We start from the raw sequence: 25,797 nt of genomic DNA on the forward strand, positions 1-25,797 counted from the left end.
CTTGCGTCCTGCCATCCTATGGTTCTTGTGTCGACGGATCTCAGCGCGGAAAAAGAACCTCGCCCATGCCGAGCACTGCGTTATCCCCGCCATATTTGCGCGGTGCGCTCCCCAGAAGCGGCCGTTTCAAAATGCCCTCGGCGATCAGATGATGATCGATGATGGCGGCGAAAACGCTCTCGGGCGCGCCGCATTCGACGAAGCTCGGCGACATGCGTGCCGGCGCGCGATCGAGAAGGATCGAACCGCGACGCATCAGATAGCCGGGCATCTCGCCGGTGCCACCGGCCACCACCAGCGTGCCGGCGATCATGCGGCTGCCGGCAAGGTCGCCGGAGCCTTTCAGCACCGCGATCAGGCCGCGCCGCATGCGGTCCGCCGCGAAGGCGCCCGCCTTGCCCCTGACGATCAACACACCGCCGTTCATGCCGGCCAGTTCCCCCACGAACGGCGCACCGAGGTGGTCGCCGGCATTGCCCGTTATTTCAAGCCTGCCGCCGCGCATGCCGGAGCCGGCGTATGGGCCCGAATTGCCTTCGATCGTCAGCTTGCCACCGCGCATGGCGCGCCCGGCCTGGGCGCCGGCATTGCCAACGAGGCGAACCGACCCACCCCGCATGCCTTGCGCCACAAGGTCAAAGCGCGTGCTTCCGCCCTCAAACACGATGACTGTCGGATCGCTGCCTGCGACGCGAAAAATGTCGCCCACCTTCGATCCGTGCTTCGACATGCCGATCTGGATTCTTTCGACGTCGCGCCTTTCGATCCCGGCCAGCCGCTCCGGCGTCAGCGGCGACAGGTCAAGGCGCTCCGGCGGCTCGGCAACCAGGGTGAAGGTCAGCGCCTTCATGGCAGCATATCCTTCAGCGAGTAGATGAATTTCCCGAGCTTACCGCCGTAATTGCCGGCGCTGATGCGAACCGCGCCTCTTTTCGGTCCTAGATTTATGACAGCCTTGATGCCTGCCTTCATCGCGGCGGCAACTGCATCATTGGTTTCACCATCGATGACGATTTCCAGGACGGCGTTGATGTCAGGACCGATCTCACTCGCGACGACGCCGCGCAGCGTCGGGGCGTAGGCTTCGTTGGCCGAAGCGATCATGCCTTTGTATTTGCCACCTATCTTGGAACCCGAACGGGCAATGCCGCCCGGAAACGGCACGATGGCGCCAGGCACCATGCCGATCGCAGCGACCGCGGCCTCGGCGGCGACCAAAGCGTTGGGGCTGCTTTGCGCCATGACAAAGAAATTGCCGCCACCGACAGCTTCCTTCGTCAGTCCGGTCGTTGCTTCGCACAGGAACTCGCCATCCATGACGGGAATACGCCAAAAATGCCTGTCGCCGATCTTCTTGGAGATTTGCCAGCCGTCGCCGAAATAACGCAGCGCCGAACCGAGCTTGAGCTCGGCGCTGCCCTGCAGTCCGGCAAAGCAGGCGGAACCCGGCGAGGTCAAAACGCACTGGCCGACACGATTGAGCAGTTGTTTCTGCAATTCGTCTGTTCCCATCGCGAAAATCATGACGCGGCAGCCCGGCCGGCCATCCGGTGTGGCCGATGGCGGCAGGTCGAGATCGATTGCCGCTTCGCAGCCGCAACCGATCACCGAGGTGGCGAAGCCGGTCATCGTGATCGCCGCCTGGCGAGCCCATTTCCGGCTCGGCGCGGTGATGACGATGGCGGTTGCGCGCATGCCGAAGGCTTCGGCGAAGGTATCGTCGATCGTCACCCCATTGACGCTCATGTTCGGCATGGCACCTCGCCGAATGGCTGTTCGCGCGCAATCGCGGAATCCGGAAAATTGAACCAGTCCAGCGACAAGCCGTAGCGCTGCTGGTGATAGTCCTCGAGCCGTCGCACCATTGCCTTGTCGACAGGCGGCTTGAGCCTCAATGCCTTGCCCCAGCGGTAATGGATGATTTCCCCGTCTTGCACGACGAGATGGCCATCCTTGAAAACATACGCCGCTTGTCCGAGCATTTTCGCGATACTGCGGTCCCTGCGATAGACAGCGATGTCGGCTATTGCACCGGCGCCGAGATGGCCTCGATCCGTCAAGCCGAGCAGCTTGGCCGGCGCCGCGCGCGTCATGATGGCGATTTCCTCGAACGTGTATTCGCGGTCGATTGCGGCCAGGGTAGAGAGCGCCAGGGCGGATCGTGAAAGTCCGGCGGTCATTTCGGCGCGCGCTTCCCGGCTCATCAGCAGTTCGAACAGCGCCGGATAAGCGGTAAAAGGTGCACCGTTGGGATGATCGGTGGTGAAGAACACACGCCAGGGATCGTCGATCAGGAGAAAAAGCTCGAGCCCGATCGCCCACTGCATCGTGCCGTAGAAGTCCTTGCCATAGCTGTAGGGCACGATGCCGCCGCCATTGCCGTCACCGTCATGAATGACGGTCTTTTTGGGGTGCGCGCTGCCACGCGCCGAAAACTGCCGCATGACGTCGGAGGAGACCGTGACCGTCTGGCCGAACATGACCTGGCCGATATCGATGGTGACTTCCGGCGTCGCATTGACCAGTTCGGCAAGCCGTGCGGCGGCGGAAGAAAACCCGCGTTTTCCTTCCGTGCCATAGCCATAGAACTGGAGGTGGGCGAGATGCAGCGGCAGCCCATCCGCCGCTGCAATCGTCGCAGCCGCCGTATCCGCCGATCCGGGGCTGCCCAGATTGTTGCAATGGACATGCAGGGGATGCGGCAGGCCAAGACTGTCGACGGCGGCCTGCAGCGTCTTGACGATCTTGCGCGAACTGACGCCATAGGAAGGCACGACATCGTCCAGCGCGAAGGTGCGGACGTTCTCCTTGAAGGCGGCGGCCGCACCGGCGTTGATCACCTTGACCCCAAGCGCTCGCGTCGAAGCGACCGTCCAGGCGACATAGTCTTCGATCATCGTTCGGGGGGCGTCGTCGCGGATCATCGACAACAGGAAATCGTCATTGCCGAGAATGGCAAGGGTCGCTTTGTCGATGATCGGGATGTCAGCCAGTTCGAGATGCGTATGAAGCGCCGCTCCCGGCGACATCGCCGGCTCGACCACCGTCGTAAAGCCCATCTTTGCGTAGAGGCAGCCCGTCTGGAACGTCGACCAGCCGGCATTGGAGAGCGGCGTCGTTGCTGGCCTCACCTGATGGGCGGCGTGCTGTTCGGGCAAGAGCAGCCGCGCGGTGTTCACATTGCCGCCGCCGATGTGGGAGTGGATGTCGATGGCGCCAGCCATCACGATGCAGCCGCTGGCTTCGATGATCCGGTCGGCCGCCCCTCCCGCCGGCGCCGGAACGATCTTGTCGTCCTTGATCCAGAGGTCGCCCTTGCCGAGACGGCCGTTGACGGGATCGATGATGTCGCCGCCGGCGATTTTCGTCAGCATGGCAGTGGCTCGGCGAAAGCATGGGTAGCGATCAGGCGGATGATCGTCGCGGCGGAGGGCAATTGCGAGGCCGCTTGCGCATCAATCGACCTGAGCGAGCCCGTGCGGCTGGAGTAGACAACCGCATCGTGATCGACCCCAGCCTTGCCGATGGCGATGGTGACTACGGCGCCGGCAACCGGCTCTTGCGTTTTCGTCAACGCAATCAGCGCCATGCGGCGCTTTTTTTCCATCGCTTGAGCCGTTGTGGCGGAGATCCGCAGGTGCAGGTCGGCTTCGCCGGCAGCGATCATGCGCGCCACATCGTAACGCCAGGGATCGAACTCCGGGAAGCCGCGCGCAAAGCCCGTGCGCAGCGGAAAACCTGTCATCCAAGCCGAGGCGAGCGTGCTTCCCCAGCCGTTTTCGTTCGCCGGCAGATGAAGGCCGGATGCGCGCGATTTGCGATTGAGATCGGCGATTAGTCCTTGCAGCATCTCCAAAGCCAAGCCTTCGGCGGCGTGGCCTGAAAACAGGAACACGGGAAAATGCGCGGCCGCCAGAGCTTTGGCGAAATCATTGAAATTCGACACCGGTTGCGATGTACGCTGCCCTTTGTACTGTGCTCTCAGTGCCGCCAGCGTGGCGGCGAGGCTGGCTTGGCCACAGGAAAGTTGCGTTGCCTTGCGCCCGCCGTTCAGCGGCGGCACAGACATCCCGTTTGGACCTACCACGAAGAACGCGCGCTGGTTCCCGGTCGAGAGGTCGGGAACCGTTCCAGCGAGTTCGCCAACAAGACCATGATGGATCCGCGGGAGCTCGCCCACGATCACCACGACATCGGCACGCCGGCGCGTCTCTCCGGGGGCGACGGTCATTGCCCCCGTGTCCGTAAAAAGCGCGGTCTCTCGGGCAAGTGCCGCGCCATCGGCATGGTCGTATGCCGCGCCAGCCCGCTCGGCCAGCGCGATCGCCGCCCTGGTGCCGTCTATATCCGTATCAAAGCTGAAAACCGGGCACCGACTTGACGACAATAGCGACGCGGCATGCGCAGCCGCGTGCTCAATCAGCGCTTCCCGGTTGCCGATCCAAGCAACCGCCATTCGCTAAACTACTTTCTGGTGCCGGCCCGATCCTAGACGAAACTGGATTGGCCGTGAACCCCACCTTGCAGCGGATCAGCGAATGTTTTCATACGCGTCAACAAATTCCGACCCTGCCTAGTCATATTTGACGTAAGCGAAGCGTTGATCGGTCAGCGGAGTGCCTTCCAGCGCCCCGCCTTCCTTGGCCGGCTGCCACTGAACAACATCCTCGATCTTTTTCGCCAACTCGAAATCCTTGTCGGTAATGCCTTTCGCCGCGTGGTTCGTCAGGCGCACCTCGACCCAGGCATAGGAGGCGGTGATATCGGGATGGTGCCACGCCGCCTCGGCGAGATGGCCAACCGTGTTGATGACCATGAGCGTCGATTTCCAGCTGTGGGTCTTGTATTTGCGCCGGATCCAGCCGTTTTCGTAACGCCATTTCGGCAGCTCCTTCTCAAGCCGATCGGCGATCTCGGCTTCCGAATGGACCTTTTCCTTGACTGTCTCGTTCATCTCGACCTCCGCGAATTGCTCGGTCTGTCTATGCGCCGGAGCCGGCAAACACGTGATGCATTCTCTTTGGCTTGCCCCATCGACGAAAACAGTTATCATGGTACCGGGCACCTAAACTTCCATGATGCATCCATGATGCACCCATCGGGGGGCAGATGTCGAATTCTGTTACCATACGAGTGCCCGCTCGCCTGCACCTTGGCTTCCTTGATCTCAATGGCGATGCCGGACGGCGGTTCGGCAGCGTCGGGCTTCCATTGAGCGAACCCGAAACCGTCGTCACCCTGTCGCGGTCCGGCGAGACCATCGTCGAAGACTCCGAGAGCACCCGCGCCAGCGAGCATCTGTCGACGCTCTGCAAGCATCTCGGCATTCGCGGCCAGCACCATCTGGTGGTCGAGCAGTCGATCCCCAGTCATGCGGGTCTGGGGTCCGGCACGCAGATCGCCCTTGCCGTCGCCTCGGCATTGCGCACTCTCCATAATTTGCCTCTGGATATCGTCGGCGACGCCAGCCTGCTCGAGCGGGGCGGCCGATCCGGCATCGGCATCGCAAGTTTCGAAGACGGCGGCGTCATAGTCGACGCCGGCAAGAACGACCGCGGCGGAACGCCTCCGGTCGTCGCGCGGCTGCCGTTTCCGGAAGAGTGGCGCGTCATCCTCATCCTCGACCATTCCGGGCATGGACTGCATGGCGCTGCCGAGGTCGCGGCGTTTCGTTCGCTGCCGCCATTCCCAACGGCAGGCAGCGGGGAGATCTGCCGGAGGGTGCTGATGGGCATTATGCCGGCTCTGGTCGAGCGGGACCTTCCGGCATTCGGCGCCGCCGTCACCGCGATACAGATGCTGATCGGCAGCCATTTCGCCCCGGCGCAGGGCGGCGTGTTCACCTCGAAGCGGGTCGAGATGGCGGCCCACCGTCTCAATGAAGAAGGCGCCGTCGGCATCGGCCAGAGTTCCTGGGGGCCGACAGGCTTTGCCTTCGCGCCATCGCATGACGCCGCACTCAAGTTCGTCGACGCGGTTCGGAAGACGAAAGTTGGAGACGGCCTTGAGATCAAGATCGTCAAGGGCAGGAACTCCGGCGCGAAGATCAGCTCAACCAGGCTGAATCTCGTCGGCAGCTGACGCTCCCGTTTCAGGCAGAAAGGCAAGAAATGGCCCGCAAACACATCCTGCACATGCTGACACCGTTGAAGCAGATGAGCCCCTTCGACGTGAATATGGCGCTCGACGCAGGTTTCGACGCCGTCGTCCCCTATGTCGATGTAAGCCTCGCCGAAGTGACAGGCCTGGTCCAGGACGCGATCTTTTCGCGCCCGCCGGATGCGGGTGTCGACACCGGCATCTTCATCGCCGGGAAGGATGCCTCGTTGGCGCTCGACATGTTCGACGCCGCGAAGAAGGCGATGGTGCCGCCTTTCCAGGTTTCGGTATTTGCCGATCCGGCCGGCTCGTTCACCACGGCCGCGGCGATGGTGGCCAAGGTCGAAAAGGCGCTGGAGAAGAAATTCCAGCGTGGGCTCAGGGATACGAGGGTGGCTGTTTTCGGCGCCACCGGCGTCGTCGGCTTCTGCACCGCCGTCATCGCGGCAGAGGAAGGTGCACGGGTCACACTTGTCGGCCATGACGGCATCGAAAGGGTCAAGCAGATCGCGGCCGAGATCGAAAGCAGATTCAACATCATCGTCGATGCCGCTGACGGATCGAGCGACGCCCGCAAGACAAAGCTGGTCGAGGCAAACGAAATTATCCTGGCTTGCGCTAAAGCCGGCGTCCAAGTGGTCTCCAAAGCCCAATTGAAAGGCAATGACCTGCTTATTGCGGCCGACGTCAATGCTGTTCCCCCGGCCGGCATCGAAGGATTGGCCGTCAATGCCAATGGTGATCCACTCGAAACGGCAAAAGCTGTCGGCATTGGTCCGCTTGCCATCGGCAATGTCAAATATAAGGTCGAATTCGGTCTCTTCAAAAGAATGATCGAATCCGAAAAGACGATCACGCTCGATTTTCAGGAAGCGTTTTCCCTTGCACGCGAGATTGCCAAGTAACGCCGGATCTCTTTTGATCGCGGCAATTTCAGGCCGGGCGCTGGCCGCCGCCGCGCGTCGCGCCGGCTATCGTCCGCTGGTCGCCGATTTCTTTTGCGATACGGACACCGTCGCGCTCGCAGAACGCGCGACGATATTGCCAGGCGACCTGCAGGGGGGCGTCGATGGCGAGCGCATCATCGACACGCTTCGGCGATTGGCTGGCGACGACCTCCCGGTCGCCATTATCCTGGGCTCTGGGTTTGAGCGGATGCCTGAGACCGTGGACAAGATCGCGCGACACTTTCCGCTCGCAGGCAATGGCGGCGGCGCGATCCGCAGGATCAAGGATCCGCAGTTGCTGGCTGATGATTGCGCCGAACTTGGCATCCCGCATCCGCAATTGCGATGGGACCAACCGCCTGATCCGGAGAACTGGGTGGCCAAGACCGCGGGCGGCGCCGGTGGCGGGCACGTCAGACGAGCAACCGGAGAAAGCCCGACCGCCGGCCGCTACTTCCAGCGCTTCGTTGCCGGTCGCAGCATCTCGGCCCTGTTCGTCGGCAACGGGCAAACCGCGCACGTCGTGGGCTTCAGCCAACAATGGACGTCCCCCTCCCCGACAGCGCCCTATCGCTACGGCGGCGCCGTGCGGTTGAGACGCTTCGATCGCAGACAGGCGGCGCTCATCGGCGGTTGGCTCTCAAGTCTGACGCGGCGCGCTGGCCTGGTTGGATTGTGCAGCGCCGATCTCATCCGCGGGCCGGATGGCTACAAGTTCATCGAGATCAATCCGAGGCCGGGCGCCACCCTCGACATTTTCGACGATGTCGAAGCGCCATTGATCGAAGCGCATCTGCGCGCCGCGACGGGTCAGGTCTTCCGCTTGCCGCGCTTCGTCGATTCGATGGCGTCGATGGTGACTTACGCCGCGACGCCAATCACTCACTTTCCGTCGATCGCCTGGCCTGAATGGACAGCGGACCAGCAGTCGGCTGGCACCCGTCTGATTGCCGGCGACCCTGTCTGCACGGTCTTCGCACGCGGTCCGAGCGTCCAATCGACCAAGCGGCTCATCAAGGGACAAGCCAGTCAATTGCAACTCCAATGGGAAGGAGACCGGACATGAAAGACGGTTCGGCATTCCTGAACGACAATGCACAGCGCATCGTTGACGGCATGATCGGCGACGCCGAACGCCTGCGTATCGTCGTCTCCACGGGGCCATTGGGCGAGCGCCTGATCGATGCCGGCGCCAAGACCGTCGGCAGCGTCGAAGCCGGGCTGCGCATGGCTGAGGCCGCGATGGGCGGTCTCGGCAGCGTTTCGGTGTTCATGGATCGCGCGTCACAGCAATGGCCGTTCACCGTCGAAGCGCGATCTTCGCAGCCGGTGCTAGCCTGCCTGGGCAGCCAGTATGCGGGCTGGAACCTGTCTGGCCAGGACTATTTCGCCATGGGATCTGGACCGGCGCGGGCACTCGCCCGGGTCGAACCGCTGTTCGAAACACTTTCCTATCGCGACATCGCATCGTCCGCGGTGCTTATCCTGGAGACCGCCGAACCGCCTCCCCGCGCGATCGTTGAGAAAGTGGGCAAGGCAACTGGACTGGCGACGGAAAAGCTCACCTTCCTCTATGCGCCGACACAAAGCCTTGCCGGCGGCGTGCAGATCGTTGCGCGCGCGCTCGAGGTTGCCCTGCACAAGATCAACGATCTCAAATTCCCGCTGGAGAACGTTGTCGATGGCATCGGAACGGCTCCGATCCCCGCCCCCCATCCGGATTTCCTGACCGCCATGGGCCGAACCAACGATGCCATCATCTATGGCGGCAGCGTCCAGCTCTTCGTGAAAGGATCCGCGAAAGAAGCTGGCAAACTCGCGGAAAAACTCCCAAGCAGCGCCTCACGGGACTACGGCCAACCCTTCGCCGAGATCTTCACGCGGTTCAAGGGCGATTTCTATGCCATCGACCCGCTGCTGTTCAGCCCGGCCGAAGTGATCGTGACAGCGATCGAAACCGGCGATACGTTTCGCGCCGGTGGGCGTGATCTGAAGATGCTCGAACGGAGTCTCGGCTAAGAGGATGGCGGTGCAAAGGGATTCGTCCGTCATTCGCCTGCCCGACGACTGCATTTCGTGCAGCCCTGCCGCGGACGCGGCAATGAGGGCGTGGAATCGCTCGCGCCGCCGACATTCCCGCACCCGAGAGGCCACATGATCCCTCGCATCCTGATCGTCAGCGACAAAGTGGACACCGGCTCCAACGGCCTGGCGGCAGGGCTTGGTCGGCGGGGCGCCGCCGTTGCAGCCGCGCCGCTGGCGGCTATCGCATTCGACACCGGCAGCCCGAGCGGGCTTTCGATCCCTGGCTTCGGCGGCACGCTGCCCGACGCCGTGCTCGTCCGTTCGATCGCCGCTGGATCGTTCGAAGCGATTACCCGGCGCCTCGGCGTGCTGCACGCGTTAAGCAGACTGTCGGTTCCCGTGTGGAATTCCGCGCAGGCGATCGAGCGCTGCGTCGACAAGTCGATGACGACATTCCTCTTGAAAAATGCCGGCCTGCCTACGCCACGCACCTTTGCCGTAGAAGGACTTGCCGTCGCCGAGGAGATCGCGGCGCAAGAGCTTCCGCGGGGACCGCTGGTGCTGAAACCATTGTTCGGGGCGCAAGGCCGCGGGATAAAGCTGATCCGCACGCTCTCGGACCTGCCGGCCGCAGAAGAGGTGAACAGCGTCTACTACCTTCAGCAATATGTGTCGCGTGCCGGTCCGCCTTTCCGGGATTTTCGCGTCTTTGTCTGCGCCGGCGAGACCGTGGCGATGATGAGCCGCATCAGCGACGACTGGATCACGAACGTCAACAGGGGCGGCGTGCCGGAACAGGTTTCCGAACATGGCAAGGCGGAACTGGCCTCGCTGGCTGTCGCCGCGTCAGCTGCGGTCGGCGCGGATTTTGCCGGCGTGGACATCGTGCGGGCTGACGACGGCAATCTGCTCATACTCGAAGTGAACAGCATGCCCGCCTGGTCGGGATTGCAATCGGTGGTCGCCGTGAACATCGCCGAAGCAATCGCCGATGCCTTGCTGAAACTCCTGGCCGACCGCGCCGAAGCGGCCGCCGCGCCGCGGCCCTACCGTTTCGCCGCGCCTGCGAATTCGTGAGGGCCGCTAGGTTGGCGCTATCGCGTGAACGCCTCCGGGCCAGCTACAAGGATGCCTGCAGGATGGAGATCGAAGCCCTCAAACCGGGCAACGTCCATCTGTTCGCCGACGGACACGGCATGTCGGCCGCTCAATTCATGATGAGTGCGGAGGTTTCTTCCGGGCCGCTGACCGATCCTCGTCTGCCGGTCGGACAGCGCATGCTGGAGGCGGTGCGCGCGACCCGACTGGCGGTCGCAACCAATACCAATCTCGGAATCATCCTTCTGACAGGGCCACTGATATGCGCCGCCGAAATGAGCGGTGACAGACTGCAGGACAATCTCGACTCGCTGCTTCGGGCTTTGAGCGTGCAGGATACCAAGGCGGTGTTCGAGGCGATCGTCACGGCCGCGCCAGGTGGCCTCGGAGAAGCCGCCAACGATGTGCGGCAGGAGCCGAAGATCCATTTGCTGGACGCGATGCGGGAGGCCACCGACCGCGACATGATCGCCCGCCAGTACGGCAGCTGTTTCGGCGACGTGTTCGGGGTCGGGCTCGCGGCGCTGGATGGAGCGTTGGCACGTGGAGAAACCGGCATGTGGCCGACGATATTCGTCTACATGGCGTTTTTCGCCGACTTCCCCGACAGCCATGTGATGCGCAAGCACGGCGTTGACGTCGCAAATCAGGCGCGGCAGGAAGCCGTTGCCGTCCAGGCGGCGCTCCATGCCGAGGGCGACGAACCGTCTCGCATTCGCCTGCTCATGGAGTTCGACCGTCGGTTAAAGGCCGACAACATCAATCCCGGCACCTCGGCCGACCTCACCGTGGCTACTCTTTTAGTCCACACCCTCGCCCTCACCTTGCATAATCGCGGCGTTGGTGCTTGACTTCCAAAAGCGGAAGCTGTGCTTCCGCGGCTATCTAGCCAACCGGTCCGGGCAAATCCGGACGCTGCCAACAAGGATAGCTGTCCATCGAGCGCCTGCTCGGTTGCAGCGTCCGTGGACACCATAATTGTGTCTTGGAGGAAATTGGCATGGCAAAAATCTCAAAGGTTATGGTCGGTGAATCGCTGGTGGGAGACGGCAACGAAGTCGCGCATGTCGACCTGCTCATCGGCCCGCGGGGGAGCGCGGTCGAAACGGCATTCTGCAACGCGCTTACCAACAACAAGGACGGCTTTACTTCGCTTTTGGCGGTGATCGCGCCCAATCTTCAATGCAAGCCCAACACCGTGATGTTCAACAAGGTCACGATCAAGGGCGCCAAGCAGGCGGTCCAGATGTTCGGCCCGGCGCAGCACGCCGTGGCAAAGGCCGTGCAGGACAGCGTCGCGGACGGGACCATTCCGGCCAACGAAGCGGACGACGTGTTCATCTGCGTCGGGGTATTCATCCATTGGGACGCGGCGGACGACGCCAAGATCCAGAAATACAATTACGAGGCGACAAAGGAAGCTATCCAGCGCGCCGTTGCAGGAACGCCGACCGCCGCCGAAGCAACGGCCCAGCGCGACAAGGTCAAGCATCCGTTCGCAGCCTAGACAAGAGACAGCCCCGCACAGGAAAAACCCTCTTCTGAGACGGATGGTCTGTTGCGCCGGCTGAAAAAGGTTCTGGGCTTTTGAAACGTCAACTCCCGAAGGGCGCTCGCCCTTCGGGAGTTGACGAGCGACGATTGTCAGGCGCCGAGTGACGCGAGGCGGCCGGGGGTGAGCGTAGCGTTGTGCAATGAGGTTGCGACCAGCGCCGCGGCGACACCCATCGCGGACAAGGCGCTGATGTCGGTCTCATCTCGGACGCCGCCGGCCGCGATGACGGCGCGATTTCCGGCCTTGGCCTTGACCTCCTGCAACCGCCCGAAGTCGGGACCGGCGGCCGCACCGACCTTGGCCAGCGTCATGACAATCACCTTTTGCGGCCAAAGCTCGGGCTCATCGAGAAGAGAACGCGGTCCGCAAAAACTATCGCCGACGAAATCAAGGGACAGGATGAGATCGGGATGATCGCGAAAACGCCGCAGCAACATGTCGTCCCGCTGCGATTCAGAGCCCAAAACAGGAGACAGCGAGCGTTCGGCAAGCGCCGCCAAAAGTGTCTTTTCGTCGGCCACACCGGCATCGACCCAAAGTTCCGGCGGCTCCGCCATCGTCCTCAGCCGGGCGAGTGCGTCGCTGTTTGGCACACCGCCTTCGATAGCGTCCAGATCCGCGATGTAGAAGGTCGAAAAAGGATAAAGCCCACGCAGTCCTTCAGCGACCGCGACGACATCAGGGCTTCGGCTGAGCGGCGTAACGATCGGCCTGTAGCGATCGCGTTTTCCCTGCTGGGCGCGAACCACCACGCCGTCTTTCAGGTCGAGAACCGGAATGATACGCAACGCTTTTTTCACCGACCAATTGCCCCCGTCATGAAAGCTTGAAGCGTGGAAAAAAGAAAGGGCATCATTGCCGGTTTCGACATTGGCGGCGCACATCTGAAGGTGACCCGCGCACAAGACGGTCGCATCGTCGAGGCGGTAACGATCGCAACGCCGCTCTGGCAAGGGCTGCACAAGCTGGCTTCAGCCCTCGACGAAACGGCTCCGATCTACGCGGGTGCGGATCTCAACGCATTCACCATGACAGGCGAACTGTCGGACATCTTTCCGTCTCGCGATGTCGGCGTAGCGGCTCTGCTGGGTCAGATTTCCACCCATTTCCCCACAGACAAAAAGCTGGTCTATGCCGGACCATCCGGTTTCGTCGGGGTCGAGCGGGCAGCGCAGCTAGGCGCCGATGTGGCTTCCGCCAATTGGCACGCGACAGCCTTATTGGTGGCAAAACTTGCCGGCGATGCCCTGTTCGTCGACATGGGCTCCACCACCACCGATATCATCGCCATCAAGAACGGCGCCGTGGCCAATGACGGCTACACCGACGCCGGACGGCTTCTAACCGGCGAATTGGTCTATACCGGCTTTACCAGAACATTCCTGTTCGGCGTAGCCTCGTCGGCTCCCGTCCGTGGCAGGCTAACGCCGCTGATGAACGAGTATTTCGCCTCAATCGCCGACGCTCACCGCATCCTGGGCGTGCTCGACGAGGACGACGACAGGCACCCTCCCGCCGACGGCAAGGAAAAGACCGTGGATGGCTCGATCGCGCGGCTGGCGCGCATGGTCGGGCGCGACGCCACTGACCTTACCCCGCCGGAATGGGGTGAAGTCGCGCGCTGGTTCAGCGAGCAGCAACTGCGCAAAGTGCACGATGCAGCGTCGCTGGTTGCCGGAACCCTGCCTCGGGATGTCCCGATCGTCGGCGCCGGAATCGGCCGCTGGCAGATCAGGCGACTGGCAGAACGCATGGAACGCAGTTACATTGATTTCGCCGACATCATCCCCGCTGATGACACCATTCGCGGGCAAGCGAGCAGCGCGGCACCCGCGTCCGCGGTGGCGCTTTTGGCGGGATATCCTTCGTAAGCAGGTTGCGGCGCCCGCGCCTATGCTCGCGCGTCCTCGCTACCGGAACTTTTGGCGGTCAAGTGATCGCTGACACGCTGCATCAGCCAGCCCCAGGCTTCCTTTTCACCGTCGCCTGCTGTCTTTTCGATGGCGATCGAAAGGTAGGCGATTTCCGCCTCGATCTTGTCGCGCGGCAGCATGCCGAGCCGGCTGACCAGGATGGCCAGCTCAAGCACCGCCGCCTTGGCTCGGTTGAGGCCGGTGAACGGCGCAAGCGCTTCCTCCCGCACCACGCGGCAGAAATGGCGGGGGCGCACGCCATTGTCATCGACTGCCTGGACTTGGAGCCCCGAATACGCCAGCGCCGCCTCGAGCCTCGGCACCGGAAACCCGTCAACCGGAACGATTGGCCAATGCTTGCGGCCTGTCAGGCAGCCGGCAAAGACACGCACGTCGTCGGTATAATTGGCGATGGCGAACGGCACTTCGGCGAGATTGTCGAGCGTGACCGACGGCCGGAACGGCGCAATCACCCAGCCGTCATTCTCGGCAATGATGCCGATCGGCGCGATGTGGACGTTGCCTGCCTTGTTGACCGTCGTGATGATCGATTCGCGGATGTAGGGCATGGTCCTAGCGCTCTTTCCTTGCGCGGAGCGTCTTGCCCGGCTCGGCAAGACGGGTACGGTCGGTTTCGGGAGCCGGCGCGGCAACGCCCCATGCGAGCGGCTCGTCCTGCACATAACGCTTGCCGAGGCGCCACGCGATCTCGGCCTTCATCAGTTCCGCGCCGAGGTAAAAAGCGTGTGCGCCATCGGCGTTGACGTCCAGCCCGGCAAAAAGTTCGAACGCATCCGTGGCAACTGCATGCCCTTTGCTATTGAAAACATGGATGCCGTCCTCCGCTACCGCGATCCGGAAGTTGGCATCGCGCACCTGGACCGCCAATGCCTCGATATCGTCGGTTGAGGCTGTGAAAGGCTTGCGATCGTGGACCTGCAACAGGCCTGGGTGATAGCCGCGCGGCAAGGCGCCGTCCGTGCAAGCAGCCAACATGACGCGGCGGGCGATATCGTGCTCCTCGATCGTCCGCACCGTGTGTGGGCTGACATGCACCGCCAGCACGTTTCGGATCCGGAGTTCCGAGCAGAGTCCCGCTAGAACGGCCGTAACACCAGAACTGTCCGCGTCGGTCAATTCGGTGAGATTGCCGGTGCCCATCAACAATTCGACGTCCGGCCAGCGGCGCCGCGCCTCGATGAAGCGCCCGAGTGAAACGGCGAAGCCGAAATGGATCGGGTCGAGCACGGGATCGGCAATGAAGGCGATACCGGCCTTTTGCGCGGCTTCGATGGCCCGGCCGAGCGAATCCAGATCGCCAGGCGTGGAAGGTATCAACACTGCCGTAGCCCTATGATCGAAGATCAACGGCAGCGTGTTCTCATCGAGGCTGAGAAGATAGTCCGCGCCGGCGCGTGCCCCGATCGTCAGTTCGTCCACGCTGGCCGAATCGACGCTGACCATAAATCCCCGTGCCTTGAGCGCTCGCACAGCCTCCGCCAGCAATGGAAACGGCGTCTCCGGCAGGCAGCCCAGATCGATGACATCGGCGCCGGCCGCAGCTAGCATCGAGGCCCTCGCCATCAGTGCCTCGACCGACAGCATCGGCGCATCGACGATCTCGGCGAAGATGCGCATATCGTGACGCGTCAGATCCGGCGGTTTGCCCGCCCGGCCAAGGAAGGCCGGAAGGTCGGCGATCTCGTCGGGGCCGCGCACAAAAGGCACGCCGAAATGCTCCGACAGGTGCTCGATGTTTCCCCGATAGCGTCCGGGTAGGATGACGCGGTCGGCGTCTCCTGTCAGAGTGAGCCGACGCTTCACAATGTCCTCGCTCATCAGCGCGGCGACCTTGACGCCGACGTCGACGATTTCCCACGCGAATTCGGTTCTGCCCAGCCCGGCCAGCAGCCGTTCCAGCCGCGCCTTGGCCAGATGGCCGGTAAGAAAAACCAGCCGCTCAGCCATCGCTTGCGAGTTCGGCCTGTCGCCGTGTGAGCGAGGCTTCGAGATCAGCGAGCGACTCGACCACCTGGGTCCGCTCGAAACTCTTCAACTGCTCGGTATTTTCCAGATCGATCCTGCGCGGATAGACCTTGACCAGCCCGTGCGGTGCCTGGGTTTCGAGTTCCGGTGCGGTGTCGCAAGCAAAGACGATGGCTGGCACACGGCACTTTCCCGCTTGGGCAAAGACATTGGTGGCGAGCGTGTCGGAAATGCCATGCACGCATTTGGCGACCGTGTTGGACGTGGCCGGCGCCACCACGACCGTGTGATAGACACCGTGGTAGAATTCGCCGACCGGGATCGCGCTCGCGGTCTTGTCGTGCAGCACGCGCGTCGTCTCCGGGAAATCAAGTTTGAGCTTGTACATGCGCAGCACTTCGTTGGCGGCCTTCGACACGAAGACATCGCAATGTTCGAGTTGGCGAACAAGTGCGAAGCTCTCCGTAAAAAAATGCCCGGAACCCGTCAAAACCCACGCCCAGCGCGGCACATGCAGCTTCACCATCGGCTATCCCGCCTTCTTTGCCGACGACCCTGTAGAAGCCACGATCCTGATGCCGGGCAGCTTGCCTAACACGAGCATCGCGCCGGCCTCGGCAGCATCCTTCGGACCGGCGAGATGGAAATCGACGCCGTCAGGCAGCATGGCGGCAAAGCCTGGGTCGACAATGCCTCGGGTCCTCAGGCTGTCAGCGGTATCGCTGTCGAAGAATGCACCGGTCTGCTTGATAAGCAACAGCGCGTTTGCGCCAAGCTTACCGGCAAGCCAGGCGGCCAGAGAATCGGAGGTAATGTCCCAGGAGGCCGGAACATCCAGCGCCGGCAGTGCCAGTGACGACGGCAGCCACACCGGAACCTTCCCCGCCTCCAACGCTCGCCCGATCTCATCCAGCGACCGTGCCGGCGTCAGCCTTTCGTCCCGGTCGAGGATGACATGGCCGAACTGTTCCATGGCCAGGATCGCCATGGCATGTGCGGCGGTGTCGGAAAAATCCATGCGTGTCTGCGTCTCACGCACATGATCGGCAAAGAGCCCGCCGCCGGGCACGATGACGATCGGCAGCCGGGAACCCGCCAGCGCTGCGATCCAGCTCTTCATCTCCGCCGCGTGGGCCGTGCTGCCGCCAAGCTTGACGATGGCCCGTCGGAGCATTTCGGGGCGTTCCTGGCGCGGCCGGAAGACAACGCTTCGGTCTTCTCGGCCAGCGGTGCCGGAGGCAGCGCCGCGTCCCGCCGATTGGCGCTTGCGTTCGATCTCGACGCCGACACCGCCAGGACCGAGCTCGAGCTTTTCCACCCTTACCGTAACGCGCACGACCCGCTGGTTCTCCAGGACGTGCGCTGCCACCTGCTCGGCCAAAGCCTCGCTGAGCTGGATATGGCCTCGCGCGACGATGGTGCGAATGCCGTCCATGATGATGTCATAAGAGAATACATGGCGCATGTCCTCGGGATGGTCGGTGATTTGCAGCACGTCGGCGGTCACATCAAAGCGCACTTTTTGAGTATGGCCATGCTCGAAGCTGTAGGCGCCGATCTGGACCGGCAGAACAAAATCCCGCACAAAAGTCCTGTCCGTGCCCAGTGTCGGGTCGGTGTCCGGCGAATAGCCTCTCGCCGCCAACAGGCGATAGTCGATACTCAATTGACCGCCGGTCCCGGATTCCGTCGGGATCAACTCTCGAATCTGCGAGACCGCCTCGGCGCTGATCGAACTCGTGCGACCGGAATGGCCACACAGCGCCCCCCGAAAGCCGAGAAAATCCGGAGCGAAAGGCAATAGGCGCGGAATATCCGGAGCTTCCAACGATCCACTCAGGCCTGCCATCAGACCGAGCGATTTCGTGCGATCGACGAATCCCGGAATACGCTCCGGCGGCAGATGATCGAGCAGCCGGCCCTTCCCCTTTTGCGCGGTATCGACCATCACGCCATGGAAGCGATGCCTGGCGAACATCGGCAGAAGCTCGAACTCCGGCGCCAGATCGGCAAACAGCACGGCAATCAGCTTCGTTCGTGCAGCGAGCGGTTCGAGCGCTTCTACGCAGGCAGAGATATTTGCCGAAGGGAAAAATCCGATCTTCACATAGTCGACGCCGGTCGCCGCGATCTCTTCGGCCTTGATGCGGATCGTTTCGGGCTCCATCGGCAGGTCGCCGCAGACCGCGCTGACCGGAGCCCGACCAGCGATGAACGAAATGGTTCGGCGCATGGTTTCCGTGGACACCGCGCCCAGGGCTCCCGCCTTCGGGTCCTTCAGGTCGACGATATCGACACCTCCAGAAAGAGCGATCTCCGCCTCTTCGATGCCGGTGACGCTTGCCAGCATTCTGGTCATTTGAACAGTTTCTCCAGTTTGGAGGACAAGACGTTTTTATAAAGGCGGTCGATGCCCCTGCGCCACGTCTCGTCGGTGTTGCCACGCGAATCGACGCTGGCGACTTTCCGCACCGTTCTGGCAGGCGCGAAAAGTCGTCCGATAGGGTTTGATAAATTTTGCGGGTCGGCTAAGTTGATCATGGGCACCTTGACTTGGCGCGGGTCCGGCAACAGTCGAACCTTTGCGCAAGAATGGGTAATTACTATCGATGACGAGCGCGGTGCCAGGCACTCTCGCTGCCTTTTTGTGCTTTTTTTCCCTGACCGTCAACGTTTCCGACGCGACAGGCCAGGAAACGGTGGCGAAGCCGGAAAAAAAGACAACTGAAATCAAAATAGGTTATTTGCGGGCCTACGCACCGCAATTGACGCTTTCCATGCTCGACCTGCCGCCACGTGACGAAGGTGTCGCCGGCGCCGAGGTGGCAATCGGCGACAACAACACGACGGGAAAGTTCACCAACCAGAAATTCAGCCTGGACGTGACCGAGATCAAACCCGAAGGCGACGCGGTTCGGGCATTCGAGGACCTGATCGCCAAAGGCGACCGCTATGTGGTCGCCGATCTTTCAGCAAAACAATTGCTGTCGATCGCCGACATCGCCCGCGAAAAAGGCGTGCTGATCTTCAACGTCGGCGCGACCGACGACAGCCTTCGCGAGGAGGACTGCCGCATCAACGTTTTCCATATCGCGCCGACGCGCAGCATGCTGGCCGATGCGCTGGCGCAGTATCTCATGGTGAAGAAGTGGCCGAATTGGGTGCTGCTCTATGGATCGCATGAGCAGGATCATCTTTACGCCGATGCGTTGCGCCGCGCGGCGACCCGCTTCGGCGGCCAGATCGTCGCCGAGAAGGAATTCAAGGATACCGGCACAGCCAGGCGCACCGACACCGGCGCCACGCAGATACAGCAGCAGATTTCCGTGTTCACGCAAGATCTCCCGGAGCATGACGTGGTGCTTGTCGCCGACGAAAGCGAGGTTTTCGGGACCTACGTGCCCTATCGCACCTGGACGCCGCGGCTGGTCGCCGGCACGGCCGGTCTGGTTGCATCGTCGTGGCATCCCGCCAGCGAACAGTGGGGCGGCATCCAGATGCAGAGCCGCTTCCTGAAGACGACGAGCCGGCGGATGCTCTCCAAGGACATGTCGGCCTGGACGGCGGTGCGTGCCGTCGGCGAGGCCACCACGCGCACCAACGGCGACGATGCGAAAAAGATCAGCGACTACATGCGCTCTGACGATTTTTCGGTTGCTGCTTTCAAGGGGCAGAAGCTGACCTTCCGCAAATGGAACCTCCAGCTTCGCCAGCCGATCCTGCTTGGCGATACCAAGTCCGTCGTCTCGACATCGCCACAAGAGGGCTATCTTCACCAGGTCTCCGAACTCGACACGCTCGGTGTCGATCAGCCGGAAACGAAATGCGCTCTCAAGTAGAGTCAATCGGGAGGAATTTGCGTGCAGAAACGAGCTTGCGCATTCGCCATTCTCGCGGCCGGCCTGACAGTCAGCCCCGCATCGGCCTATACGGCCTACGTTTCCAACGAGAAGGACAACACGATGACCGTCGTCGACACGGCGACGATGCAGGTGATGAAGACCGTCGAAGTCGGCCAGAGGCCGCGCGGCATCACCATCTCGCATGACGGCAAGTTCGTCTACCTATGCGCCAGCGATGACGATACGGTCCAGATCATCGATACCGCGACGCTTGAAATCGTCGGTACGCTGCCATCCGGCCCCGATCCCGAATTGTTCGTGCTCTCGCCGGACGGCAAGACGCTTTATGTCGCCAATGAGGACGATAATCTCGTCACCGCCATCGACGTCGAAAGCAAGCAGGTCCTGGCCGAGATTCCGGTCGGCGTGGAACCGGAAGGCATGGGTGTCAGCCCCGATGGCAAGACCATGGTCAACACTTCGGAAACCACCAGCATGGCGCATTTCATCGACACCGGCACGCATGAGGTGACCGACAACGTGCTGGTCGACACGCGCCCGCGCTTCGCCGACTTCAAGCCCGACGGCACGCAGGTCTGGGTCAGCGCCGAGGTTGGCGGCACCGTCAGCGTCATCGACAACGCCAAACGCGAAGTGGTGAAGAAGATCCAGTTCGCGATTCAGGGACTGCGGGCCGAAACCATCCAGCCGGTAGGCATCGCCATCAGTGCCGATGGCAAGAAAGCCTATGTCGCGCTCGGCCCGGCGAACCATGTCGCGGTGATCAATACCGATACCTACGAGGTGGAGAAATACATCCTCGTCGGCCAGCGCGTCTGGCATCTGGCCTTCACGCCCGACCAGAAAACGCTAATCACCACTAATGGCAATTCCAACGATATCACCTTCATCGACACGGCCACCGACGAGCCGGTCCAATCGCTCACCGTGGGCCAGCAGCCCTGGGGTGTGGTCATTTCGCCCAAATAGCAGACATTGATCATCGGGAGGTCAAGACATGAAACTTTGCCGCAGGTTTTTCTTCGCCGCGCTCGCCGGATTTGTCCTTGCTCCGATCGGAGCAAGCGCCGACGACGCAACACCAAAACCGTCGCGTGCCAGCAAGAACCTGCCGGAATTGATTATCGGTTCGGCCGATTCCACCTATGCCGTCAATCAGAAGGACTTCGAGCTGATCGCCGGCCAGGGGTATCGCTGGAAGATCACCTCCAAAGGCGGTTTCGAATACAAGTTCGTGACCGACCTCTTCCGCAATGTCTGGATGGACCAGATCGTCATCAACGATTTGGAAGTGCATATGGACGGCGGACCAGCCTGGCTGGAATTCGACGATGCGGGAACGATCCAGGTGCAGTTCCATACCGTTCGCCCGGGCGAATATACCTGGTCGGTTCCCGACCTTGCCGACAAGGGACTGAAGGGCAAGATTACGATCAAGTGAGACAAAGGCGACCAGGGCGCCAGATAGCCAACGCGTCCTGAAGGAGCGACCCGGCATGCAGCATATGAGGACAAACGGTCCGGGAGAAGAGGTGGCGGCGCTCGATGTCGGCGCCGTCAGCCATTCCTATGGCCAGAAGCGGGCGCTCAACGACGTCTCCTTCTCGATCGCGCCGGCGACTTTCACCGTTCTGCTCGGCCTCAACGGGGCCGGCAAGACAACGCTGTTCTCACTGATAAGCCACCTCTACGACACGCGTCACGGATCGATCCGCATCTTCGGCCATGACATTCGCCGCGCGTCCGGCGAAGCACTCAGACGGGTCGGCATCGTGTTCCAGGCACGCACGCTCGACCTCGACCTCAGCGTCTACCAGAATCTCTCCTACCACGCCTCGCTGCATGGCATTGGCGGACGCGAAGCTCGCCAGCGCATTGCCGCGCTGCTTGAAACGGTCGACATGCAGGGCCGCCAGCACGACAAGGCACGCAGCCTCTCCGGCGGTCAGATGCGACGCATCGAAATCGCCAGGGCGCTGCTTCACCGACCTTCCCTGCTCCTGCTTGACGAGGCGACCGTCGGCCTCGACATCGAATCCCGCGCGGGCATCCTCGCCACCATCCGCAAGCTCGTCCAGGCAGAGGGCATCGGCGTGCTCTGGGCCACGCATCTGATCGACGAAGTCGAAGACGCCGACCATGTTGTCATACTGCGGCGGGGTGATCTGGTCGCGAGCGGCAAGGTGTCGGATGTGACCCGTGCGAACGGTGGAAATTCGATTCGCGAAACCTTTTCGAAGCTCAGCCGCGTCGATGCGGCGGGCATGGCGGAGACGTCGCCATGAGCGCTCCTGCGATGCCTGGAAAGGTCGCCGGCATCATGCCGGTGCGGTCTGAGCCATTCGGCCTGCGCCACTATCTCATTTGCCTGAAAGGCGTCGTCCTGCGCGAGTGCCTGCGCTTCCTGCACCAGCGCGAACGCTTCATTTCCTCGCTGGTCCGGCCGCTCGTCTGGCTGTTCATCTTCGCCGCCGGCTTTCGCCAGGTGCTCGGCGTGTCGATCATCCCGCCCTACAAGACCTATGTGCTCTACGAGGTCTATATCACACCGGGCCTTTGCGGCATGATCCTGCTGTTTTCCGGCATGCAGTCTTCGCTGTCGATGGTCTACGACCGCGAGATGGGCAACATGCGCATCCTGCTGGTCAGCCCGTTTCCGCGCTGGTTCCTGCTGGTGTCGAAGATGCTGGCCGGTGTGGCCGTATCGATCGTGCAGGTCTACGCGTTCCTGATCGTTGCCTGGTTGTGGGGCGTCAAGGCGCCGCCACTCGGCTACCTCTACGTGCTGCCGGCACTGTTCCTGTCGGGCATGATGCTTTGCGCGCTCGGTATGCTCTTGTCTTCGCTGATCAAGCAGCTCGAAAACTTCGCCGGCATCATGAACTTCGTCATCTTTCCCGGCTATTTCGCGTCTCCGGCGCTCTATCCCTTGTGGCGCATCCAGGAGGCGAGCCCGCTGCTCTACAAGATCTGCCTCTGCAACCCGTTCACCTATGCCGTCGAACTGATCCGCTTTGCCTTCTACGGACAGATCGAATGGCTGTCGCTGGGCGTCGTCGCCGGCTGCACGCTGCTGTTTCTGGGCGGCGCCATCATCGCATACGATCCTTCGCGCGGTTTGGTGATCCGCAAACAGGACATGGGAGGAAACGCCTGATGGCGCGAATGAGGCTTGCTCACACTCTGGTTCTGGTCGCCACGCTTGCCTCGATGGGGAGCGCCGGCGCGGCAAACACCGATCCCGACTGGCCCTGCATGCAGCGTAAGGTGCCACAGCTCTCGCTTGGCCAGATCTGGAATGGGCCGGAGCTTCCTGCGACCGCGAAAGATTGGGCGAAGGATGCCCGTGTGTCGGCGCTTGTCGAGGCGGTGGCGGCCCGGCGGACGCCGGTTGCCGAAGCCCAGAAAGAGATCAAGGATTTCGCGACTTCCCTGTCGGCCGAGCAGGTCGCACCAAAAATGACGATGCTGGTGCAGGGAATGTTCGACCATATGGACGCCGAGCGTTCGCACGTGATCTCCGGCATCTCCCGCTATGCGCACAAACAGCTCGAAATGGCGGCACAGTTGCGCAAGGAAGCATCCGAAGTCGACGCGCTGCGCGCCAAGGCCGATGCGGATCCGGACGAAGTCGAACGGCGAACCGACCAGCTGAATTTCGCGACGCGAATTTTCACCGAACGGGTCCAGTCGCTGACTTATGTCTGCGATGTGCCCACGATAATCGAGCAGCGGCTTTACCAGTTGTCGAAGACCGTCTCGGAAACGCTCGTCGTGAAGAAATAGACCTTGGCGCCTGCCTCATGACCCCCTGCCAGGCAGCACACGCCAGCGCTGCACGAAATAACCGGGATGCGTCTCGATCCACCGAGCCACCAGCGGCTGCGCCTGCATGAAGGCAGTCCCGGGATTCATCGCCAGACCGTCTGCCATTTGTTCGCGTTGTTCGCAGGTCCGCGGTACATCCGTCAGGCAGACCATCATAACGAGTGTGTAAAGCATTACCCCTTTTCCCCATCGAATTCCCGAACCCTACCCGGGAGATTTCTGCAGGGGTTGCACATACGGATCGCTTACGGGTGTGAAAGGACGTGGCCCCCGCTCTTTCGCACTGCAACATAACATATTGCTTATATAACACCAACGATCGCGAGCGTTATCCACCGGGCTTTCATCCGTTGCGTTCGTGCAATGTCATCCCGCCTTGTCTGGATACAGCTTTCCGAAAAGGGGCAGATACATCGCGCCCTTGCGCATCAGGAAATCGTTGAACGTGGCCATGGCCGGCGAGATCGCGTGATCGGTTCGCATCACCGAAAACCATTGCCGGCGGATCGGCATGCCGACAACGTCGAGGATGACAAGCCGGCCTGCTTCGGTTTCCGCAGCGATGGTGTGGGCAGAGATGAAGGCGATGCCGAGACCAGCCATCACCGCCTGCTTGATCGTTTCGTTCGAGGCCATCTCGACACCGAGGTCGTCGATGCGCCCAGGTACGTCGCTCAGGAATATTTCCAACGAGATGCGGGTTCCGGAGCCGGGCTCGCGAATAAGGAAATGCTCCTCGGCGATGCGCTCCTTGGAGATATCGCGCGCCGCGACCAACGGATGGTCGGGCGGCGCGATGATGACCAGCGGGTGATCGCCGAAGACCGAAGCACGCACCGGAACCTCCTTCGCCGGGCGCCCCATCAGCGCGATATCGATGTCGTGGTTCCTGAGGTTGTCGATCGTCTGGGCACGGTTGCCGATGGCAAGCCGCATGTCGATGTCGGGATGGTCCTTCATGAACGCAGCCATCAGCCGCGGCGCGAAATATTTGGCGGTGGAAACAACGCCGAGCCTCAAGCTGCCGGTGCGTACGCCCTTGATGGCATCCATCTTGTCTTCGAGCAAACCGAGATGCTCCTCGATAACCTGCGCTGTCTCGACGAAAGCCCGACCTGCGGCAGTGGGACGCATGCCGTCCGACGTTCGGTCGAACAGAGCCAGCTGGAATTCTTCCTCCACTTGCCGCAGCTGGATTGTCAGCGCTGGAGGAGACAGACCTAACATCTTGGCTGCGCTGACAATTTTGCCGCACTTGATGATTGCCTGGACGGTCTTGAAATGCTTAAGGGTGAGGTTTCTCATGCCGCATACTAAATTATTTTTACTGGTTAAGTAAAGTTATTGAATTTTACTTATCTGGCGACGTTTGTTTCCATTCCTCCAGTCCAGCCGCTCCGAGGAGATGCGGCCCGACCGGGAGGTTACGATGCCAGCGGCAACGCTCGACGCTTTTCTGAACTCCTATCTCGGCCAGCCTGACGAATTTCGCTCGGCAGTTGTGACGACCGTCCGTCAGTTGACACAGGCCGCCATCAAGGTCCGCAACACCATCAACCAAGGGGTGCTCGGCGCCGCCTTTGCCGAAACCCGTGGCGCCAATGCCGATGGCGACGTCCAGAAGGATCTCGACGTCTTCTCCGACGACATCTTCCTCGACGCCATGCGCCGTGCACCGGTCGCGCTTTACGCCTCCGAGGAGCTGGAGCAGCCAGTCCTGCTCGACAGGCAAGCGCCACTCGCCATCGCGATCGACCCGCTCGACGGCTCTTCCAACATCGACACCAACGTGTCGATCGGAACGATCTTCTCGCTCCTGACCGCAACTGGCGCGCCGGACGCTGATCCGGCCGCCTCTTTCCTGCAGGCGGGCGTGAACCAGCTAGGCGCCGGTTTCTTCATCTATGGGCCGCAGCTGGCACTCGTCCTGTCGCTCGGCAGCGGCACGCATGTCTTCGTCTTCTCGACAAGGCTCGGAACCTTCGTCCAGGCCTATGAAAGCCGGATCATTCCGCAACGCACTCAGGAGTTCGCCATCAACGCCGCCAACTACCGGCACTGGGACGAGGCCGTGCGGCTCTATGTAGACGACTGCCTGGAGGGCACCGAAGGACCGCGCGAGAAGGATTTCAACATGCGCTGGATCGCCTCTCTGGTTGCCGACTGTTACCGCATATTGATGCGCGGCGGCGTTTTTCTCTACCCCGGCGATCGGCGCAAGGGCTATGGTCAGGGACGGCTGCGCCTCGTCTACGAGGCCAACCCGATCGCCTATCTCATAGAACAGGCTGGCGGTGCCGCCACCGATGCGATCAACCGTATCCTGGAAATCGAACCCGAGAGCCTGCATCAGCGCGTGCCGATGATCTTCGGGTCGGCGCGGGAAGTCGCGCGCATCACCCGCTACCACACAGAGCCGAGCAACATCGGTGAGCGTGCGCCGCTGTTCAGCCGCCGCGGCCTGTTCAGAGCCTGAGCAGCAC

General features: G+C 61.9%; 27 protein-coding genes. 15 read left to right on the plus strand and 12 right to left on the minus strand.

What is annotated here, in order from left to right:
* Positions 1–40: 40 nt before the first annotated feature.
* The 5 genes from NKI21_RS11200 to NKI21_RS11220 form a co-directional block, all read right to left on the minus strand.
* Positions 41–850, minus strand: coding sequence for a formylmethanofuran dehydrogenase subunit C (locus tag NKI21_RS11200; protein WP_352865578.1), 810 nt, complete (start codon positions 848–850; stop codon positions 41–43).
* Positions 847–1,755, minus strand: coding sequence for a formylmethanofuran--tetrahydromethanopterin N-formyltransferase (gene fhcD, locus NKI21_RS11205; protein ID WP_352440203.1), 909 nt, complete (start codon positions 1,753–1,755; stop codon positions 847–849). The genes NKI21_RS11200 and fhcD overlap by 4 nt, the downstream gene beginning before the upstream one ends.
* Positions 1,743–3,374 (minus strand): formylmethanofuran dehydrogenase subunit A, encoded by a 1,632-nt coding sequence (locus NKI21_RS11210; RefSeq protein WP_352440202.1) that lies wholly within the window; start codon positions 3,372–3,374, stop codon positions 1,743–1,745. The genes fhcD and NKI21_RS11210 overlap by 13 nt, the downstream gene beginning before the upstream one ends.
* Positions 3,368–4,456, minus strand: a complete 1,089-nt coding sequence (locus NKI21_RS11215) for a tungsten formylmethanofuran dehydrogenase (protein ID WP_352440201.1) — start codon at positions 4,454–4,456, stop codon at positions 3,368–3,370. The genes NKI21_RS11210 and NKI21_RS11215 overlap by 7 nt, the downstream gene beginning before the upstream one ends.
* A 117-nt stretch (positions 4,457–4,573) precedes the next feature.
* The gene (locus NKI21_RS11220) at positions 4,574–4,954 is read right to left on the minus strand and encodes a 4a-hydroxytetrahydrobiopterin dehydratase (protein ID WP_352440200.1); all 381 of its coding nucleotides are present in this window, start codon (positions 4,952–4,954) and stop codon (positions 4,574–4,576) included.
* A 155-nt stretch (positions 4,955–5,109) separates the two neighbouring features.
* On the opposite strand from NKI21_RS11220, the gene NKI21_RS11225 reads away from it, so the two are divergent.
* The 7 genes from NKI21_RS11225 to fae all read left to right on the plus strand — a co-directional run bounded on the left by NKI21_RS11225 (position 5,110) and on the right by fae (position 11,676).
* Positions 5,110–6,081: a beta-ribofuranosylaminobenzene 5'-phosphate synthase family protein gene (locus NKI21_RS11225; RefSeq protein ID WP_352440199.1), complete on the plus strand. Its 972-nt coding sequence runs from the start codon at positions 5,110–5,112 to the stop codon at positions 6,079–6,081.
* Positions 6,082–6,110: 29 nt separating this feature from the next.
* Positions 6,111–7,004, plus strand: coding sequence for an NAD(P)-dependent methylenetetrahydromethanopterin dehydrogenase (locus NKI21_RS11230; RefSeq protein ID WP_023810423.1), 894 nt, complete (start codon positions 6,111–6,113; stop codon positions 7,002–7,004).
* Positions 7,005–7,017: 13 nt separating this feature from the next.
* Entirely contained in the window at positions 7,018–8,112 is a 1,095-nt protein-coding gene (locus NKI21_RS11235) for an ATP-grasp domain-containing protein (RefSeq protein ID WP_352865583.1), read from the plus strand.
* Complete coding sequence (mch, locus tag NKI21_RS11240) at positions 8,109–9,065, plus strand: methenyltetrahydromethanopterin cyclohydrolase (protein ID WP_352440197.1); 957 nt, start codon at positions 8,109–8,111, stop codon at positions 9,063–9,065. The genes NKI21_RS11235 and mch overlap by 4 nt, the downstream gene beginning before the upstream one ends.
* Positions 9,066–9,200: 135 nt before the next feature.
* Positions 9,201–10,148, plus strand: coding sequence for an ATP-grasp domain-containing protein (locus NKI21_RS11245; protein WP_352440196.1), 948 nt, complete (start codon positions 9,201–9,203; stop codon positions 10,146–10,148).
* Positions 10,145–11,020 (plus strand): triphosphoribosyl-dephospho-CoA synthase, encoded by an 876-nt coding sequence (locus NKI21_RS11250; RefSeq protein ID WP_352440195.1) that lies wholly within the window; start codon positions 10,145–10,147, stop codon positions 11,018–11,020. Before NKI21_RS11245 ends, NKI21_RS11250 begins: the two co-directional genes overlap by 4 nt.
* 149 nt (positions 11,021–11,169) lie before the next feature.
* Positions 11,170–11,676, plus strand: coding sequence for a formaldehyde-activating enzyme (gene fae, locus NKI21_RS11255; protein WP_013532036.1), 507 nt, complete (start codon positions 11,170–11,172; stop codon positions 11,674–11,676).
* A 137-nt stretch (positions 11,677–11,813) separates the two neighbouring features.
* Here the strand turns inward: fae and NKI21_RS11260 are convergent, their stop codons facing one another.
* Complete coding sequence (locus NKI21_RS11260; RefSeq protein ID WP_128303328.1) at positions 11,814–12,524, minus strand: HisA/HisF-related TIM barrel protein; 711 nt, start codon at positions 12,522–12,524, stop codon at positions 11,814–11,816.
* A gap of 33 nt (positions 12,525–12,557) precedes the next feature.
* Between NKI21_RS11260 and NKI21_RS11265 the strand changes: the two genes are divergently transcribed.
* Complete coding sequence (locus NKI21_RS11265; protein ID WP_023810417.1) at positions 12,558–13,595, plus strand: hydantoinase/oxoprolinase family protein; 1,038 nt, start codon at positions 12,558–12,560, stop codon at positions 13,593–13,595.
* 20 nt (positions 13,596–13,615) lie between these two features.
* Here the strand turns inward: NKI21_RS11265 and NKI21_RS11270 are convergent, their stop codons facing one another.
* From NKI21_RS11270 to NKI21_RS11285, 4 genes are read right to left on the minus strand one after another with little or no spacing between them, the layout of a single operon-like run.
* Complete coding sequence (locus tag NKI21_RS11270) at positions 13,616–14,206, minus strand: DUF447 domain-containing protein (RefSeq protein ID WP_023810416.1); 591 nt, start codon at positions 14,204–14,206, stop codon at positions 13,616–13,618.
* A 4-nt stretch (positions 14,207–14,210) separates the two neighbouring features.
* Complete coding sequence (locus NKI21_RS11275) at positions 14,211–15,605, minus strand: DUF6513 domain-containing protein (protein ID WP_352440194.1); 1,395 nt, start codon at positions 15,603–15,605, stop codon at positions 14,211–14,213.
* Entirely contained in the window at positions 15,598–16,149 is a 552-nt protein-coding gene (locus NKI21_RS11280; protein ID WP_023810415.1) for a flavoprotein, read from the minus strand. The genes NKI21_RS11275 and NKI21_RS11280 overlap by 8 nt, the downstream gene beginning before the upstream one ends.
* 3 nt (positions 16,150–16,152) lie before the next feature.
* Entirely contained in the window at positions 16,153–17,982 is a 1,830-nt protein-coding gene (locus tag NKI21_RS11285) for a (5-formylfuran-3-yl)methyl phosphate synthase (protein WP_023810414.1), read from the minus strand.
* A 250-nt stretch (positions 17,983–18,232) separates the two neighbouring features.
* Between NKI21_RS11285 and NKI21_RS11290 the strand changes: the two genes are divergently transcribed.
* The 6 genes from NKI21_RS11290 to NKI21_RS11315 are packed head-to-tail and all read left to right on the plus strand — an operon-like array spanning position 18,233 to position 23,272.
* Complete coding sequence (locus NKI21_RS11290; RefSeq protein WP_352440193.1) at positions 18,233–19,462, plus strand: lanthanide ABC transporter ABC transporter substrate-binding protein PedA1; 1,230 nt, start codon at positions 18,233–18,235, stop codon at positions 19,460–19,462.
* Between the two features lie 21 nt (positions 19,463–19,483).
* Complete coding sequence (locus tag NKI21_RS11295; protein WP_352440192.1) at positions 19,484–20,455, plus strand: YVTN family beta-propeller repeat protein; 972 nt, start codon at positions 19,484–19,486, stop codon at positions 20,453–20,455.
* A 28-nt stretch (positions 20,456–20,483) separates the two neighbouring features.
* Positions 20,484–20,927, plus strand: a complete 444-nt coding sequence (locus NKI21_RS11300) for a hypothetical protein (RefSeq protein WP_023810411.1) — start codon at positions 20,484–20,486, stop codon at positions 20,925–20,927.
* A gap of 55 nt (positions 20,928–20,982) precedes the next feature.
* The gene (locus NKI21_RS11305; protein ID WP_128303321.1) at positions 20,983–21,771 is read left to right on the plus strand and encodes a lanthanide ABC transporter ATP-binding protein PedB/LutE; all 789 of its coding nucleotides are present in this window, start codon (positions 20,983–20,985) and stop codon (positions 21,769–21,771) included.
* A 35-nt stretch (positions 21,772–21,806) separates the two neighbouring features.
* A complete protein-coding gene (locus NKI21_RS11310; protein ID WP_050580490.1) occupies positions 21,807–22,643 on the plus strand; it encodes a lanthanide ABC transporter permease protein PedC in 837 nt (278 codons plus the stop codon).
* Complete coding sequence (locus NKI21_RS11315; protein ID WP_352440191.1) at positions 22,643–23,272, plus strand: hypothetical protein; 630 nt, start codon at positions 22,643–22,645, stop codon at positions 23,270–23,272. The genes NKI21_RS11310 and NKI21_RS11315 overlap by 1 nt, the downstream gene beginning before the upstream one ends.
* Positions 23,273–23,287: 15 nt before the next feature.
* Here NKI21_RS11315 and NKI21_RS11320 read toward each other — a convergent pair whose 3' ends face one another.
* Together NKI21_RS11320 and NKI21_RS11325 are read right to left on the minus strand one after the other, a co-directional pair.
* Entirely contained in the window at positions 23,288–23,488 is a 201-nt protein-coding gene (locus tag NKI21_RS11320; protein ID WP_352440190.1) for a hypothetical protein, read from the minus strand.
* A gap of 192 nt (positions 23,489–23,680) precedes the next feature.
* Positions 23,681–24,619: a LysR family transcriptional regulator gene (locus tag NKI21_RS11325; RefSeq protein WP_127319312.1), complete on the minus strand. Its 939-nt coding sequence runs from the start codon at positions 24,617–24,619 to the stop codon at positions 23,681–23,683.
* Positions 24,620–24,743: 124 nt separating this feature from the next.
* On the opposite strand from NKI21_RS11325, the gene NKI21_RS11330 reads away from it, so the two are divergent.
* Positions 24,744–25,790, plus strand: a complete 1,047-nt coding sequence (locus NKI21_RS11330) for a class 1 fructose-bisphosphatase (RefSeq protein WP_023810405.1) — start codon at positions 24,744–24,746, stop codon at positions 25,788–25,790.
* Positions 25,791–25,797 lie beyond the last annotated feature (7 nt).

It is taken from the genome of Mesorhizobium sp. M0715, assembly GCF_040320355.1.
Taxonomy (GTDB): domain Bacteria; phylum Pseudomonadota; class Alphaproteobacteria; order Rhizobiales; family Rhizobiaceae; genus Mesorhizobium.

Excerpts from the sequence above, each read along its gene's own strand:
- NKI21_RS11280 (WP_023810415.1), bottom strand. The coding sequence starts at position 16,149 with ATGGTGAAGCTGCATGTGCCGCGCTGGGCGTGGGTTTTGACGGGTTCC.
- NKI21_RS11290 (WP_352440193.1), top strand. The coding sequence starts at position 18,233 with ATGACGAGCGCGGTGCCAGGCACTCTCGCTGCCTTTTTGTGCTTTTTT.
- NKI21_RS11225 (WP_352440199.1), top strand. The coding sequence starts at position 5,110 with ATGTCGAATTCTGTTACCATACGAGTGCCCGCTCGCCTGCACCTTGGC.
- NKI21_RS11320 (WP_352440190.1), bottom strand. The coding sequence starts at position 23,488 with ATGCTTTACACACTCGTTATGATGGTCTGCCTGACGGATGTACCGCGG.
- NKI21_RS11325 (WP_127319312.1), bottom strand. The coding sequence starts at position 24,619 with ATGAGAAACCTCACCCTTAAGCATTTCAAGACCGTCCAGGCAATCATC.
- NKI21_RS11285 (WP_023810414.1), bottom strand. The coding sequence starts at position 17,982 with ATGACCAGAATGCTGGCAAGCGTCACCGGCATCGAAGAGGCGGAGATC.
- NKI21_RS11310 (WP_050580490.1), top strand. The coding sequence starts at position 21,807 with ATGCCGGTGCGGTCTGAGCCATTCGGCCTGCGCCACTATCTCATTTGC.
- NKI21_RS11210 (WP_352440202.1), bottom strand. The coding sequence starts at position 3,374 with ATGCTGACGAAAATCGCCGGCGGCGACATCATCGATCCCGTCAACGGC.
- NKI21_RS11300 (WP_023810411.1), top strand. The coding sequence starts at position 20,484 with ATGAAACTTTGCCGCAGGTTTTTCTTCGCCGCGCTCGCCGGATTTGTC.
- fae (WP_013532036.1), top strand. The coding sequence starts at position 11,170 with ATGGCAAAAATCTCAAAGGTTATGGTCGGTGAATCGCTGGTGGGAGAC.
- NKI21_RS11215 (WP_352440201.1), bottom strand. The coding sequence starts at position 4,456 with ATGGCGGTTGCTTGGATCGGCAACCGGGAAGCGCTGATTGAGCACGCG.
- mch (WP_352440197.1), top strand. The coding sequence starts at position 8,109 with ATGAAAGACGGTTCGGCATTCCTGAACGACAATGCACAGCGCATCGTT.
- NKI21_RS11315 (WP_352440191.1), top strand. The coding sequence starts at position 22,643 with ATGGCGCGAATGAGGCTTGCTCACACTCTGGTTCTGGTCGCCACGCTT.
- NKI21_RS11230 (WP_023810423.1), top strand. The coding sequence starts at position 6,111 with ATGGCCCGCAAACACATCCTGCACATGCTGACACCGTTGAAGCAGATG.
- NKI21_RS11330 (WP_023810405.1), top strand. The coding sequence starts at position 24,744 with ATGCCAGCGGCAACGCTCGACGCTTTTCTGAACTCCTATCTCGGCCAG.
- NKI21_RS11270 (WP_023810416.1), bottom strand. The coding sequence starts at position 14,206 with ATGCCCTACATCCGCGAATCGATCATCACGACGGTCAACAAGGCAGGC.
- NKI21_RS11275 (WP_352440194.1), bottom strand. The coding sequence starts at position 15,605 with ATGGCTGAGCGGCTGGTTTTTCTTACCGGCCATCTGGCCAAGGCGCGG.
- NKI21_RS11245 (WP_352440196.1), top strand. The coding sequence starts at position 9,201 with ATGATCCCTCGCATCCTGATCGTCAGCGACAAAGTGGACACCGGCTCC.
- NKI21_RS11220 (WP_352440200.1), bottom strand. The coding sequence starts at position 4,954 with ATGAACGAGACAGTCAAGGAAAAGGTCCATTCGGAAGCCGAGATCGCC.
- NKI21_RS11305 (WP_128303321.1), top strand. The coding sequence starts at position 20,983 with ATGCAGCATATGAGGACAAACGGTCCGGGAGAAGAGGTGGCGGCGCTC.
- fhcD (WP_352440203.1), bottom strand. The coding sequence starts at position 1,755 with ATGCCGAACATGAGCGTCAATGGGGTGACGATCGACGATACCTTCGCC.
- NKI21_RS11200 (WP_352865578.1), bottom strand. The coding sequence starts at position 850 with ATGAAGGCGCTGACCTTCACCCTGGTTGCCGAGCCGCCGGAGCGCCTT.